14 protein-coding genes are annotated in these 14013 nt (G+C 55.4%); 8 read left to right on the plus strand and 6 right to left on the minus strand.

Features of this window, described 5'->3' with window-relative positions:
• Window positions 1-213: 213 nt before the first annotated feature.
• From AC6I1V_RS05975 to AC6I1V_RS05990, 4 genes are all read right to left on the minus strand, one after another.
• Entirely contained in the window at window positions 214-804 is a 591-nt protein-coding gene (locus AC6I1V_RS05975; protein ID WP_497736938.1) for a virion core protein, T7 gp14 family, read from the minus strand.
• Entirely contained in the window at window positions 804-1259 is a 456-nt protein-coding gene (locus tag AC6I1V_RS05980) for a GNAT family N-acetyltransferase (RefSeq protein ID WP_497736939.1), read from the minus strand. The genes AC6I1V_RS05975 and AC6I1V_RS05980 overlap by 1 nt, the downstream gene beginning before the upstream one ends.
• Window position 1260: 1 nt before the next feature.
• On the minus strand, window positions 1261-3687 hold the full coding sequence (locus tag AC6I1V_RS05985) for a phage tail protein (RefSeq protein WP_497736940.1): 2427 nt from the start codon (window positions 3685-3687) through the stop codon (window positions 1261-1263).
• 68 nt (window positions 3688-3755) lie between these two features.
• Window positions 3756-4664 (minus strand): tail fiber domain-containing protein, encoded by a 909-nt coding sequence (locus AC6I1V_RS05990; RefSeq protein ID WP_497736941.1) that lies wholly within the window; start codon window positions 4662-4664, stop codon window positions 3756-3758.
• Between the two features lie 326 nt (window positions 4665-4990).
• On the opposite strand from AC6I1V_RS05990, the gene AC6I1V_RS05995 reads away from it, so the two are divergent.
• From AC6I1V_RS05995 to AC6I1V_RS06025, 7 genes are all read left to right on the plus strand, one after another.
• The gene (locus AC6I1V_RS05995; RefSeq protein ID WP_497736942.1) at window positions 4991-5470 is read left to right on the plus strand and encodes a hypothetical protein; all 480 of its coding nucleotides are present in this window, start codon (window positions 4991-4993) and stop codon (window positions 5468-5470) included.
• The gene (locus AC6I1V_RS06000) at window positions 5467-5739 is read left to right on the plus strand and encodes a hypothetical protein (protein ID WP_497736943.1); all 273 of its coding nucleotides are present in this window, start codon (window positions 5467-5469) and stop codon (window positions 5737-5739) included. The genes AC6I1V_RS05995 and AC6I1V_RS06000 overlap by 4 nt, the downstream gene beginning before the upstream one ends.
• Before the next feature lie 496 nt (window positions 5740-6235).
• A complete protein-coding gene (locus AC6I1V_RS06005) occupies window positions 6236-7015 on the plus strand; it encodes a Rha family transcriptional regulator (protein ID WP_497736944.1) in 780 nt (259 codons plus the stop codon).
• 13 nt (window positions 7016-7028) lie between these two features.
• Window positions 7029-7241 carry a hypothetical protein gene (locus tag AC6I1V_RS06010; RefSeq protein ID WP_462407344.1) on the plus strand — a complete coding sequence of 71 codons (213 nt, stop codon included), beginning with the start codon at window positions 7029-7031 and terminating at the stop codon, window positions 7239-7241.
• Window positions 7219-8277 (plus strand): tyrosine-type recombinase/integrase, encoded by a 1059-nt coding sequence (locus AC6I1V_RS06015; RefSeq protein ID WP_497736945.1) that lies wholly within the window; start codon window positions 7219-7221, stop codon window positions 8275-8277. The genes AC6I1V_RS06010 and AC6I1V_RS06015 overlap by 23 nt, the downstream gene beginning before the upstream one ends.
• Window positions 8278-8433: 156 nt before the next feature.
• Window positions 8434-10572, plus strand: coding sequence for a Tex family protein (locus AC6I1V_RS06020; RefSeq protein WP_486853822.1), 2139 nt, complete (start codon window positions 8434-8436; stop codon window positions 10570-10572).
• Between the two features lie 444 nt (window positions 10573-11016).
• Window positions 11017-11397: a hypothetical protein gene (locus tag AC6I1V_RS06025; RefSeq protein WP_308771632.1), complete on the plus strand. Its 381-nt coding sequence runs from the start codon at window positions 11017-11019 to the stop codon at window positions 11395-11397.
• 170 nt (window positions 11398-11567) lie between these two features.
• On the opposite strand, the gene AC6I1V_RS06030 is transcribed toward AC6I1V_RS06025, so the two are convergent.
• Together AC6I1V_RS06030 and AC6I1V_RS06035 are read right to left on the minus strand one after the other, a co-directional pair.
• Window positions 11568-12707, minus strand: a complete 1140-nt coding sequence (locus AC6I1V_RS06030) for a glycoside hydrolase family 3 protein (protein ID WP_486853821.1) — start codon at window positions 12705-12707, stop codon at window positions 11568-11570.
• 52 nt (window positions 12708-12759) lie between these two features.
• Window positions 12760-13119, minus strand: a complete 360-nt coding sequence (locus AC6I1V_RS06035) for a hypothetical protein (RefSeq protein WP_479859053.1) — start codon at window positions 13117-13119, stop codon at window positions 12760-12762.
• 111 nt (window positions 13120-13230) lie between these two features.
• Between AC6I1V_RS06035 and AC6I1V_RS06040 the strand changes: the two genes are divergently transcribed.
• A complete protein-coding gene (locus AC6I1V_RS06040) occupies window positions 13231-13905 on the plus strand; it encodes a carbonic anhydrase (protein WP_302553540.1) in 675 nt (224 codons plus the stop codon).
• The last annotated feature ends 108 nt before the right edge of the window (window positions 13906-14013 follow it).

Below are 14013 nucleotides of genomic sequence, written 5' to 3' on the forward strand. Positions count from 1 at the left end.
GTCGAAACCAACCTTTGCGGCGCCCTGTACGGCCTTCCCGGTATTTATGACGGCCTGCCAACCAGCCTGTGCCCCCTGTGCCGCAATGCCGCCAGCACTGTCGGAAAGTCGCGCGCCGAGATTGGCTCCGGGCGTGGTATTATATGCGGGCTGCTGCCGATACTGCGGCATACCGCCGGACCGCTTTTCAGGAACCCTAAGACCAGCCATATGTTACTTCCACCCCTTATTCTTGTTCCAAGTATTGAAACTTACGGCATTCTTTGCACTTTCATCAGTTCCGCTCCAAAGAGGGCTTCCCCCACCCCAAAGCCTTTCACCGTAATTACTCCCGATTGCCGCTAGGCCGCCGATTGCCGTACCTGCCGCCGCCCATCCGGGATTGATATTGTCGGCCTGAGACTCATACGCTTTCGCCTGCTGCCCGTAATTCCAACCCTGCACTTCCGTATTGTATGCGGCATCCAAGCCGCGCTGATACAGCGCCAAGGCGTCAATCTCTCCCTTTTCCGCCGTATCGAGTTCCAGATCGAGGAAAGATCCTCTGTCAACCTGAGCCCCGGATGCGCCCATAGCCGCCCGCTGACTTGCGATAACTCCGGCCACTTCTTGGCGCTTCTTGACCATGTTTTCATAGCCTTCCCGCCGCTGTGCCGCCGCTTGTTCTTCCGCTAGCTCCTGATTTTTCGTAGCGATTGCCGCGTTGTACTCAGCTTGAGATTTCTGAGCCTTTGCCTGCTGGTAGGCGCCGACCGTACTCAGCCCCGTACCGACAAGCGCGACGATTGAAGATGTAAACGCCATTACCCCACCACCTTCATGTAGCTTTTCTCCGCAAGATGGTAGCCCATGCGCTCGAACAGACTCCCGCAATCATGCGCGGCCTTCACTTTGTTGACGATAATATCAACAATGCCGGAAAGCGCCTTGTCTGCCTCACGGAGCAGCCGGAATCCGCACAGACCTTTCCGGTACTCAGGGAGCAGAAAGAACACATCAGCCTCGGCAACACGCCGGGTCTTGTAGTGGAAATTATGCATGAGGAAATAGACGGCATACCCGACAAGACGCCCACCATCCCGTGCCGTGGTTACGTGCAGCATCCCGCGCTCGTACAGTGCCCGATAAGCGTCCTCGTCAATGTCCACTGAACCGAAGGCGTCTTTCAAGGCAATCTCATCCCAATGCCGCTCAAGCAAGGGGCGCATCTCAAAAAACAGATTAGGGAAAAGAGGCTCTGTCTGGAAAGTAATGGGCATCTCACACCTCTCCAAAATCTACGCTGCACATGACCGAAACGACATGGAACGGCATGGGCCTGTCCTGCACCAGCCACACAGTCGTATCCGCTTCCTGCCCGCTGTTAGGATTAAACTCGATGTCGCCTGAAAAGGGTTCGCAGGGCTCCCCGTAGTAGGGAGGGAGAAAGGGCAGATCATAAAGCTCCATCTCACGTGAGCCATATTTACCGCCTACACTGCGGAAAAGACGGGCTTGGCACTTACCATAGGCCCGCATCTTTCCTAGTGTGCTTCCTGTCTGCGTGTCCGTTTCAACGGGAAGCAGCGCAAGGACAGACGAGAAGCCCAACCCAACCTGTACCTTCTTGGCAGCATAGGGAAGCGACACAGAACCGTTCTTGACCGTCAGCCCTTCAACCGGGGAACCATCGGCAAGAACGGAAACTTCCATGCCTTCCAAATGATCAAGCCCAGTGACGGATTCAGCAGGTTCTTCATTGGAGCGGGTAATGCCGCAGTCGACAAAAAAAGCGTCCTCTATCGCCGTCATGGGCATAAAGGATTCCGCCATCCGTTCAAGGAACCAATGATCCTTGCCGCCGATACTGCGCTTTACCACGCACATGATTACGTCGCTCTCATCGCCTGACATACTCATCACGGAAACAAACTTTCCATCTGTAATGTGCCGTGACCAACCAAAAATTTCATGTTCTTTCATGTAGGTAAGGCACAGCAGTACACCATCATCACGCACACACCAGATATTGGATCCCGGAGTCTGCTGATAGGCCCATTGCAAAATGGTGTGACCATCGAAAAGGTGAGGTGACATGATCGAAAGATCATTGCCCGCGTACCCATCTTTTTCCAAGGAATAGAACAGATCCCGTACACGGGAGCCGTGCCGCTGCACGTGCATGATCGAGTTGCCGATAATCAGCGGCGTGAGGCCACCGGAAGACCCCCAATAGCTTTGGGATACAATGCTCACATTTTTCGGGGTAATAACGCCGTTATCGCCTGTAACCTTATACTCCGCCCCGCTGGTGCCTATGAGCAAATCACCGAAAGACTGAATCCATTGGATCGCGTCAATGCTTCCAGAAGCAAGCACGTACTCTATCGGATCGTCGTCTTGCAGCGGGCGGGATTTACGGAAATTCTCAAAGTCACCTGTACGGCTTGCATAGAAAGACTGCGGCGAGGACTTGGTGCCCCCCAAAACCATACGCTGCTGATGGAAGGCCACGATAGTCGGATTGTTGCCATCTGCGAAGGGATTCCAATCCTCTTTTGGCGTATCCGATGTATCAGCTTCATAGTTTGAATCAATAAAATAGTGAGCATACGTATGTGCCGTATGGAATTGAGGGACAGCAGCCAATTCCCCGCTTACACCTTCGGGGTAATCAGCAGATGTTCCAAATCCTTGATATGCTTTATATGAACTATAATCACCGATAAAAGAACTAGGAACATTATCAACTATATACCAGTATCCAGATATACTTTTAACCTGTACTAAAAGCTGACTAGAACCAGCATGGTAAAATGCGTTTGAACCTTCTGATTCTGTAATACTTATAGATGAATATCCTCCTGTATCGCTATGCACTAATCCTTTTAATCCCATGTCCGTCTTGGAAAAGATAAGCCCTCCAACACTCACTGCATAAACAGTATTTGTAGTGCTTTCAGGCTGTACCTGAGACGAATCGGCAACCCCGATAAAACCATAATATCCTGCTTCTTCACGATAGACATTATATTCCTTGGCTCCAGAAACGGTAGGCCATGAAATGCGTACTTGGTTCCCCGTCACCCAATCAGATGGATGCTTTCCTGCTCCCTCGCCAGCAGGAGAAGCAAGGGATTCCAGCCCATTTTCATCGACTGCGACAATTTTATAACGCAGGGTATAGGATAGATCAGCGTCATCTTTTTCATTGTGGCGCTCGAATGAAACAGTAGGTTCCCCCGGAGCGGGCAAGCTGGTATTCAAAACAACTTGCTGGATACTCCATTGATATGATCCGGGGCTTCCCGTTCGCATGACTTTGTGTAATGAATAATTTTCATGAGCAAGATAAACGACATCCCCCACTTGAGCATAAGAAATGCCTAGTAAATCAGCTTCGACATAGGGTGTCACCACGCTCATATCGAGAAGCTTTTGCCCATCGGAAACCTGTAAAAGCTTGTCAGATAAAATCAGAGCAAAGTTTTGCTCGGCTTCAACATTGAAACTGAACGGGATAAGTACGGAAAACCGCCCCAAATCTGCCACAAACCGCGTACCGGGGCGCCTTTGTACGTCACCATGCAGACCGGGGATAAAATTCTCCATCCGAAGAACGCTCGTTCCAAAACGCGAAAGATCATAGCGAGCGGAAAGCGTCTGTGAAAATTCTCCACCTGTGAAATTTTTGTAGGCTATACGCATAGAATAGCTTCTTATCTTTCTGGGTTACAGTCCGCTTTTTCTAAAAATGATCGTTGTACGGTTCTGGATCATACGCTACCCAACTTTTTTTCTAGGGCTGCAAGTCGGGCCTCAATACGATCTGCACGACGACGCTGGTAGGCGGCTTCCATACAGAGGGCCTCGCTGTACCGTATGCCATAACGGTCGCCTGCGGCAGTCACCAGCTTCTTTTCCGTGTGCGTTACAGCTGACTTTATCTCGTTCCCTTCTGAATCGAACTCCGCTTCAGAATCAACGACTTCTGCATCTTCATACTGATCATCCCATTTGTCATAGCAGAGCAAAGCATACCTATCAGCGTCCAATCCATGTTTGGAAAATGCTTCAATGACTTGCTGCGCGATGACACCAGAATGAATACGAGCAGCATCCCCTTTTTCTTCTACTGCGCTGTTAAATAGGAATTGCCTAAGCTCTACTTCACCCCACGCATCAAGAACTTTATCAGAATGTGGTTCAATTTTCTGCTTTTCACGAATATCTGAGGTATCTATCTCAGATGTGGTAGCGAACAACTGTGAAAAACGGCGTGATGCACTGCCAAGATATACAGTCTCATCAACATATGGAAGTATTCCTTCATATACACGATAGACATAGCTATAAATATATGACCAAAAATGATCACCATTACCAAGTTTTACAGCATTATTATTTCTCGGTATGAACTGTTCAGCGTATATATCTACATTGCTATTTTTATACAGCATTACACGCTGACCATTAATGTACAATAAATGCGTTTTTTTACCATCAGAATCTATAGTAAAAGTAATACAAGATGCACCGGAACCAATGGATGAGTCAGTTCCGAATCGTATATCTTCACCACACGTAAGACGTAATATGTTATAAGATTTTCCACTAGCTATATCATCAGCAGGAATAAGGCGGAAAGTTCCATCAGTCGATAATTTTGCGGTAGCAAAATTCATATTCCCAACCCCACCAGTAGCAAATACAATATCTTTCCTAGATGAGATCGGTCCAACAATATAGTGAGCTAAATCACGAATTCGACTTCTATTTACAGCAAAAGAATCGAAGCTAGAAAAATTGCGCAAACGATAAACTTGGATAACGCCGCCTACATCGTCGCCGCGTGCAATGCCGTGCCGAGGCTGATCAAGATGCTGAAACTTGAGGCTTGTCTGCTTGAGTGTCCGTATGAAGATGAAAAATGCCCGTATGATGAGGATAACACGGTATCATGCGCACACTGCAAAGTACAACGCTTGTACGAACTCACGGAGCCGACAGAATGAGCATTACCCCCGAAGAACTCGCCCGCATCCGAACCGCCGCCGTTGGCGATATGCTCGGAGACTCCAAGGCGCTCGATGAAATAGGGCCTGCGGCTACTATTTTCAGGTTGTGCCGGGAAATGGAGCTAGCACGGAAACACGCCGTCACCATGTCAGAAGTGGCAGCCGCCGCATGGGGCGGGGAAATCCCCTCTCCCCTTCCCGGTCACACTCACATGACCGAAGAGGAATTTTCCGAAAGCTATAACTGCCCTTGGTGTGGCGGCTCTGGGCACGTCGACGACTGCGATGAAGCAAACAAACAGGTTAAGGCTCAACTTGAACGTCTGGATCGGGAGGCGGATGTCCTCAGCATCTGGCTTGCAAACGCCTATATCGACATTGACTTATTACCTAATATCGACTCTGGCGCGATGAATCCGCCGTTGCCTGAAGATGTACGGGAAGCCGCACGCGAGGCTGTGGAAGAAAAATGATCCCAACGAAAGAAGAACGTGACCAATGGCGCGAAAGATTGTTCTCACCCTTCACTTGTTTCGATGCAGAACACGCGACTTTCACCATTCGGCTACTTAATGCGCTGGAGGAAGCGGAGCGAAAGGCGTACTTGCTGGAACAGTCAAATCTTTGGATAGCTGTTGTAGCATTTGACGGAACAGCTAGTGATTATGGAGACCTATATGGTCTTGTAGAAGCGGCACGCGAGGCCGTGGGGGAAGGAGAGGAATCATGCCCGAAGAACTGACGTTACCGTGCCCGGCGTGTGGCGGAAGAGCATGGGCGCATTATGAGCCCACCACGATTCGCATATATTGCCCGCGCTGTGATATACTTGGGCCCAGAAAAGATACTATTGAGGAGGCGCGTGCCGCATGGAATGCCCTGCCCCGCGCGTTGACGTGGACGCGCGATCCACAATTGGGAGCATGGAATTGGTGGCGGGATGAATATGGCTGCATCCCTCGCTACGTCTACCAAGATGGAACCGTTGCCATCACTATGCTAATGGCCCGCGTACCGTATCAAGATCTCGGCGGCCAATGGGCGGGTCCCATCCCCGAACCCCGCGAACCGAAGTAGCCCCGAACAGGGGCTTTTCTTTTAATAGAGGACTCCATGCCTAAGAAGATTTCCCGTTTCGCTATCCTCGTCCGTGACATGCGGGCGGCACAGAAACGCTACTTTGACACACGGGACAAAACAGAGCGGGCCGCGTAGAAATTGCAACAAAAGGAGAATCTATGAATATCGAAATCGCATTGAAGATTATCAACGGTAAGGAAATTCCGGCAGTCACATCCTTGCAGGTGGCTGAGGCGTTTGGGAAGCGTCACGACAACGTACTTGCAGATATTCGCAAAATTATTGAAGCCGACGATGATGGTTTTGCACTCCTTAATTTTCAGGAGTGCTCATATACTAATGAAAATAATAGAGAAATGCCCATGTACGTTATGAGCAAGGACGGCTTTGTCCTCCTCGTCATGGGCTACACTGGGGCCGAAGCCATGCGGATGAAGAAATCCTACATCGCCCGGTTCAACGAGATGGAAAAAGCCCTCCAAGCAAACGCCCCTACTTCCCTCCCGGAGGCGTTGCGCGCATATGCCAACATACTTGAAGAAAACGAGCTTATCCGGCGCCAACGTGATGAGGCCGTCCGCACCAAAGCATGGATCAGCGACAAAAAGACGGCGACCGCAATGGCAACCGCTTCCGTAGCCGTCCGCAAGGTCAACGCTCTCGAAGACGAACTCGGACGCGGAAAGCGCTACAAGTCCGTAAAGGCCATTCCGTGGTTGCTGACGGAATTCGTTGAAAGCAAGGGGATGTATTCAGTCGTCGGGAAAGCCCTCAAGCGCATGTCTACCGATCTTGGTTACTCCATAGAGAAAATTGCCACCCCAGAATACCCGGAAGGCATCAACGCCTACCATGTGGACGTGATTTCCGCATTCCGGTGCGAGCTCGCTCAGAACCCCGGTATGCTCGACAGATACAGAAAAAGGCGGGCCGCGTAGGAGGATAAGAAATATGGAAACGACAATCTCGGAAATCCGCTCAATCGTACAGCGGCGTCGGGAGTTGGAGATTGAAGACCAACGCCTCAACCAACGGTTTCTCGAACTGCTCGAACTCAACCAAGGGGCTAGAAAATCATCTCGCGATACGCTATCCCCCAAAGCAGGGAAGGCGTTTTTTGCTGACGTGAAAAGGAAATCCCATGAGCGTAGCAAAGCGCGGTGACGGCAGATGGACCGTCAAGTTCAAGGATGAGGAGGGGCGCTGGAGACAGCGCTCTTTCCGTACTGAGGAAGAGGCCCGGCAGTTCGATGCGGACTGCCAGTATGATGCGGTGGAAAACACGCGCCTGACGCTGTTGGAGGCGGTGCTGGTGTACTTAAAAAATACCGAACACGCCGAGAACACCGTAGGAATTTATGAGTTCATTGTGTGCGGGCATGATCGAAAGAATGGGGAACACAGAGAGGGTCCAGCGGAGTTCCTTGCAAACAGATTCGTGGATACATTGACTCGTCGTGACCTCGAAAATGTACGTGAACGGTGCAGGAATGACGGCCTCTCAACAGCGAGTATCAATATCTATGTCGGAAAGATCAAGGCTGCACTCAGTTGGTGCGTTGAACAAGACTTACTCCATGAAAACCCTTGGGGAAAATATCGACAACTCCCCGGCGTAAGAAACAAGCCACGGACAGGAACATTGGAAGACTTCCACAAACTCTTTCCTGTGCTCCCGCCGTGGCTTCAATGGGCAGCAAAAACAGCCATTGCCCTATGCTTACGTCCCGGCGTGTCCGAACTTTTCCGATTGGAATGGTCGGCATTCGACTGGAAGGCTAGAACCGTGAGCGTTTACATGCCCAAAGTAGATAGCACCAAAATGGTATTTCCACCAGAGGAATATCTTCAGGAGGCATGGGTACGCTACCAAGATGATGCGATAAACGGTCAAAGTTTGGTTTGTAGAAATAGAAAGGGAGGACGTGTGAATAAAGGGCTTTATGAGATTGCATGGAGGCGGGCTTGCCGAAAGGCCGAAGTGTCTATGCCTATGTATGCCCTGCGACATATCGCCGCGTCCGAGATGCTTTCAAGAGGCGTGGACATCGCCGCAATAGCTGCGCAGCTTGGGCACAAAGATATTACCACCACAGGAATTTTCTACACACACGCTCTTGCCTCTTCCCAACGTCGAGCTGCGGCCGCACTCTCTTCTTGCACCAATTTGGTGCAGATTGGTGCGGGGAATAGCATCTAAAACAAACATTATCAATAAGTTATGTAAAAACTTTGCTTTTTCCGCGAAAAAGCATACCGTCGCTCGGCGGCATGCCCCTTTTCCTCCCGGCATGCCGCCGGGCGGCCGCAGCGCCCGCATCGTTCCCGCAATCCGCCAAACCGACAAGGAAAACGCGTGCAGAACTACGCATCCATCATAGCCCAGGAACTGAATATCCGCCCCCAGCAAACCGAAGCCGTCATCCGCCTGCTCGACGGGGACGCCACGGTTCCCTTTATTGCCCGCTACCGCAAGGAAGCCACGGGAAGCCTCGACGAAGTGGCGGTGACCGCCATCCGCGATCGCCTCGCCGCCCTGAAGGAACTGGACAAACGGCGTGAAGCCATCCTCTCGTCGCTGGAGGAACGCGGCCTCCTCGCGCCCGAACTGCGCGCCAAGATCGAAGCCGCCGACACGCTGACCGTCCTTGAAGACATTTACCTCCCCTACCGCCCCAAGCGGCGTACACGCGCTTTGATGGCGAAGGAGCGCGGGCTCGAACCGCTGGCCGATCAGCTCGCCCGTCAGGATCGCACCCTCCCCGAAGCGATGGCCGCCGCCTTTGTTGACGCCGAAAAGGGCGTGCCGGATGCGGAAGCGGCGCTTGCCGGGGCGCGCGACATCCTTGCGGAGCGTTTCGCCGAGGATCAGCCCGCCCGCGAACGCCTGCGCAAACTTTTCGGGCGCGAAGGGCTCATGCGGAGCAAGGCCGTTTCCGGCAAGGAGGATGATCCCGACGCCGCCAAGTACCGCGACTATTTCGCGTGGGACGAGCCCGCCGCGCAAGCCCCTTCCCACCGCATCCTCGCCATGTTCCGGGGTGAAGAGGAGGGCTTCCTGCGCCTCTCCCTGCGCCCCCGCAATGAAGAGCAGGCGCAGGATCTGCTGGCCCGCCTCTTCGTCCGCAACGACGGCCCCTGCGGGCGCGAAGTGCGCGCCGCCGCACTGGACGGCTACGGGCGGCTTCTCGCGCCCGCGCTGGAAACCGAACTCCGCAGCCAGCTCAAACAGCGCGCCGATGCCGAATCCATCCGCGTGTTCGCCGAAAACCTGCGCCAGCTCCTGCTGGCCCCGCCCCTCGGCGCCCGGAACATCCTTGCCGTAGACCCCGGCTTCCGCACCGGCTGCAAAATCGTCTGCCTCAACCGGGAAGGGAAACTGCTCGAATACGCCACCATCAACCCGCACGCCGGATCGGACAAGGCCCGCGCCGAAGCCGGGGAAACGCTCCTCCGCCTCGCCAAGAAGCACGGCTCGGAAGTCGCCGCCGTGGGCAACGGCACCGCCGGGCGCGAAACCGAAGCCTTCATCCGGGCGCTCCCCGGCTGGGGCATCCCCGTGGTCATGGTCAGCGAAAGCGGGGCTTCGGTCTATTCCGCCTCGGAAGCGGCCCGCGCCGAATTCCCGGATCTCGACCTCACCTACCGGGGCGCGGTATCCATCGGCCGCCGCCTCGCCGACCCGCTGGCGGAACTCGTCAAGATCGATCCCAAATCCATCGGCGTGGGGCAGTACCAGCACGACGTCAACCAGTCCGAACTCAAGCGCTGCCTTGACGACGTGGTCGTCAGCTGCGTCAATGCCGTGGGCGTGGATCTGAACACGGCCAGCGAGCAGCTCCTTACCTACGTTTCCGGCCTCGGCCCCACGCTCGCCCGCAATATCGTGGCCCACCGCCACGAAAACGGCCCCTTCCAGACCCGCCGGGATCTCCTCAAGGTTCCCCGCCTCGGCCCCAAAGCCTTTGAACAATGCTCCGGGTTCCTGCGCATCCGGGACGGCAAGCAGCCCCTCGACGCCAGCGCGGTACACCCGGAAGCCTACGCCGTGGTCGAGCGCATGGCCAAGGATGCCGGGGCGACCGTCCGCGAGCTCATGCAAAGCCCCGAACGCCGCAGGGCCATCCGCCTTTCCGACTATGTTACGGACAAGCTCGGCCTGCCCACGCTTACGGACATCATGAAGGAACTGGAAAAGCCCGGACGCGACCCGCGAGGCCCCTTCAAGCCCTTTTCCTTCGCCGAAGGCGTGAGCACGATGCAGGATCTCAAACAGGGCATGAAGCTGCCGGGCATCGTCACCAACATCACGGCATTCGGCGCGTTTGTGGACATCGGCGTGCATCAGGACGGCCTCGTCCACATCAGCCAGCTCGCGAACCGCTTCGTGCGCGATCCCAATGAAGTCGTCAAAGTGCATCAGGAAGTGCTCGTCACCGTGCTCGACGTGGACATCCCCCGCAAGCGCATTTCCTTGACGATGCGCGGAGAATAGGAAAAAAGCAGGGAGGGCCGCCTGAAACGGATACGGCTGCCGATGCCTCAAGCCTCCCCAGCCGCCCCTGTGGAGTTCCCCGCCCCGGCGTGCCGAATCCCGGAACGCTGGAACGCAGCGGGATGCCGTCCACCTGCGGGGCGGCTCCATCGGCCCCATGAGGGCGGAACCCGGCGGCAAAGAGGCAGGCATTCCCCAAAACGTCCTTCGGGAAATGCCCGGACGGGCATGAAGACAAAGGCTCCGTCTAATATGTGGTTGTTTCATCTCCACAGCACGGTGAAAAATACGGCCTTTTTCTCCACTTTTCCCATCGGCGGGATCCGCGGCTAAGGCATGTTGCTGGTTATTCCTTTGAAACTTCGAGGAAAAAAGCACCAACCCTTTTCCAGGACACAGCCAAAACCAAAACAGACGGCAACGACGCCATCCAAGGAGAGCGGTATGAAGACTGTTGTAGCCAAACCGGAATTTGCCGGACTGACCGAGGAGCAGGTCATCGAAGCCATCGATGCTTATGAAGCGCAGGTTGATGAATATTACGCCAGCAAAGACGGCGAGGAAGGGTGTGGCTGCGGATGCGGCAACGGAGGGTGCTGTGGAGACGGCGATGACGACGTTATCCCCTCCGATGATCCCATCGTGCTGGAAGTGGAACGCCTGATCGCAGCCTATTCGGATCGTTTCGACGAATTGTGCAAGGAAAACGGCGAAGTCCCCGAAGAAGCCCTCACCTATAAGCCCCGTACGCCCATTGAACAGGTCGCCTTCGACATCTTTACCGATGCCCTGCACGACTCCCTTATGGACGAAGACGACGAGTAAGACAGCGGAAGGGGCCTCCCCCTTCCTTACATGGAAAAGCGGAACCCACCGGCTCGCCGATGGGTTCCGCTTTCATGGGGGCCGCCTTCGGGACGGCAACCCCCCAATATGTTCAGCTCCGAGACAGAGCACCCAAAAACATCTCCCGCAGGCGGCTTTCTGGCGAAGGTTCAGGGCATCTGCCGCTTGAGCTTCATAATCCGCCTCCACGACGCCTCAAGCCGGGCACGGGAAATGGTTCCGTTTTCGACCGCCCGGACGATGATGGCCTGAACCTTGGCGACGATGGCGGGATCATACTCCAGATTGTTGCCGAACAGCAGGATATCCGCCCCGGCCCCGATAGCCCGGATCACAACCTCCTCCAGCGTGTATTCGGCGGCAACGGCATCCATTTGCAGGTCGTCCGTCACCACCACACCGTCATATCCCAGACGCCCGCGCAGCAGCCCGCTGATGACGGAAGGCGACAGCGTGGCTGGAAAGGAAGGATCGAGCCCGGCGTGGAAAAGGTGCCCCGTCATCACCATACGCCGCCCCGGACGCCCAAGCGCGGATCGGTACGGCGACAGTTCGCGCCCGCCCCATGTCGCGCTGATGTCCGTGACCCCTTTATGCGAATCCGCACGCGCACTGCCGTGCCCCGGAAAATGCTTGAAGACCGCTATGATGCCCGCGTCGTTCAGGCCGTCCGCGAAAGCCGCCCCGTGCGCGGCGACGGCCTGCGGGTCAGCCGAAAAGCTGCGCCCGATACGCCCAATAGCCGGGGAAGCGGGGTACACATTCACATCCAGTACGGGCGCAAAATTGAGGTTGACCCCAAGCTCCCGCAGCATGCGGCCCATGCCAAAGGCCGTGCGGCGCGTAGCATCGGGCGTGCCCCGGCCCAGCTCCTCGGCTGAAGGGAACGCCGGGAACCCGTCGCCCGGCTGGAAGCGTGCCACCTTGCCGCCTTCCTGATCCACGGCGACAAAAAGCGGATGCCCCGCGGAGGCCCCCCGCAGCGCGGCGGTCAGGCGTTTCACTTGCTCCGCATCACGGATATTACGAGGAAGTCCGGCGTTGCGCGCATCCCGTTTGAACAGGATCACCCCGCCCAAATGCCGGGCCTGAATATCTTTAAGGATAGCCCCGCATTCCTCAGGCTCCTGCCCTTTGAAACCGACAAGCAGCATCTGCCCGGCCATTTCTTCGACGGAAGGGGCGGCAAACGCGGCGGCACCTCCCCAAAGGCACAGGGAAAAGCCGCACAGGGCAAGGCACGCCATCCGCCAGAGCCGGACAGCTCCAAGGCACACATGCAGAAACATATTGCTATCCAAGTGAGTTTACGTCAAAAAAGTCCTGCCGCCCGGCACGCCGTCACGATTTCCCGCGGCCTCCAATGGCCTTGGGGCCGGTGTCGCCGGGCTTCTCCGAAGATGCCGCTTCCACGGTATATTCGTCGGGGGACAGCTCATACGTGTCGGGCTCGTCCCGGCGCACACGGCCGGCATCCCCCGCCCCGGCTCCGGGGATGTTGGTATAGATGATGAATCGGCTGCCGTCCTCACCGTACCGCACGTTCTTGCGGGCCCGGCGCATGGCCAGCCCAAACACGACGAACAGCACCAAAAACACAAAAAAGGCGACGACGATCCCCACGGTGGTGAGCAGGACAACGAGCCCCGCCCCCACCACGGACGTAACGCCGACGATAATCCATCTCAAAAAATCAGGCATGGGAGAATACTCCAATCGGTTGCGTTGACTCCTCTGTTTTAGGGAGATAAAGCCTCCACCATGAAATGACAAGTCCGCCTTCCGATCCTCCTTGCCGCAAAGGAGCCTCAAATGGTATCGCACGATCTGCTCAAACGCTTTTCCGCCGGATTCCAGCGCTTCCAAAAGACATGGTATTGCCCTGAAAACAATATTTATGAAGAACTCCGGGCCGGACAAAACCCCTACGCCCTCGTCATCGCCTGCAGCGACTCTAGGGTCGACCCTGTCCTGCTCCTTGACGCAACGCCCGGCGACCTGTTCGTCATCCGAAACGTCGCCAACCTCGTCCCCCCCTACGAGCCCGACTCCCACCACCACGGCGTCAGCGCCGCATTGGAATACGCTGTCCGCCACCTGCGCATCGGGCATATCATGGTCATGGGGCACGCGAAATGCGGCGGCTTTACCAGCCTGCTCGAAGTCTCGCACAGCGACGACGAATTCCTCAATATTTGGATGAGCCTCGCCTGCCGCGCCAAGGCCGAGGTCGATCGCACCCTGCCTGACGCCGATCCCGACGAACGCCAGCGGGCCTGCGAAATGTGGGGCGTACGTTTCTCGCTGGAAAACCTTCTGGGGTATCCGTGGATCAAACGCGCCGTCGATAAAGGCGAACTCCTCCTGCACGGCCTGTACTTCGATATGAGCACCGGCGAACTGCTCTACTTCGACGCGGAAAGCGAAACCTATGTGCCGATGGTCACTGCCTGTGCCTCCGGTACCTCATCCATAAAGAGAAAATAAAAAATTGAGCACTGGGGAAGGGAGGTGTGGGTCTCCCGAATAAAAAGCCCTTCTCCCTTTCCCAGCCCTGCCTTGCACGCCCCCTCCCCGATACATTCGCCTTTTCGA

This window comes from Bilophila sp. T19-St14 (assembly GCF_059728385.1).

Excerpts from the sequence above, each read along its gene's own strand:
- AC6I1V_RS05975 (WP_497736938.1), bottom strand. The coding sequence starts at position 804 with ATGGCGTTTACATCTTCAATCGTCGCGCTTGTCGGTACGGGGCTGAGT.
- AC6I1V_RS06010 (WP_462407344.1), top strand. The coding sequence starts at position 7,029 with ATGGAAACGACAATCTCGGAAATCCGCTCAATCGTACAGCGGCGTCGG.
- AC6I1V_RS06005 (WP_497736944.1), top strand. The coding sequence starts at position 6,236 with ATGAATATCGAAATCGCATTGAAGATTATCAACGGTAAGGAAATTCCG.
- AC6I1V_RS06035 (WP_479859053.1), bottom strand. The coding sequence starts at position 13,119 with ATGCCTGATTTTTTGAGATGGATTATCGTCGGCGTTACGTCCGTGGTG.
- AC6I1V_RS06040 (WP_302553540.1), top strand. The coding sequence starts at position 13,231 with ATGGTATCGCACGATCTGCTCAAACGCTTTTCCGCCGGATTCCAGCGC.
- AC6I1V_RS06030 (WP_486853821.1), bottom strand. The coding sequence starts at position 12,707 with ATGTTTCTGCATGTGTGCCTTGGAGCTGTCCGGCTCTGGCGGATGGCG.
- AC6I1V_RS06000 (WP_497736943.1), top strand. The coding sequence starts at position 5,467 with ATGATCCCAACGAAAGAAGAACGTGACCAATGGCGCGAAAGATTGTTC.
- AC6I1V_RS06025 (WP_308771632.1), top strand. The coding sequence starts at position 11,017 with ATGAAGACTGTTGTAGCCAAACCGGAATTTGCCGGACTGACCGAGGAG.
- AC6I1V_RS05990 (WP_497736941.1), bottom strand. The coding sequence starts at position 4,664 with ATGAATTTTGCTACCGCAAAATTATCGACTGATGGAACTTTCCGCCTT.
- AC6I1V_RS05995 (WP_497736942.1), top strand. The coding sequence starts at position 4,991 with ATGAGCATTACCCCCGAAGAACTCGCCCGCATCCGAACCGCCGCCGTT.
- AC6I1V_RS05985 (WP_497736940.1), bottom strand. The coding sequence starts at position 3,687 with ATGCGTATAGCCTACAAAAATTTCACAGGTGGAGAATTTTCACAGACG.
- AC6I1V_RS05980 (WP_497736939.1), bottom strand. The coding sequence starts at position 1,259 with ATGCCCATTACTTTCCAGACAGAGCCTCTTTTCCCTAATCTGTTTTTT.
- AC6I1V_RS06015 (WP_497736945.1), top strand. The coding sequence starts at position 7,219 with ATGAGCGTAGCAAAGCGCGGTGACGGCAGATGGACCGTCAAGTTCAAG.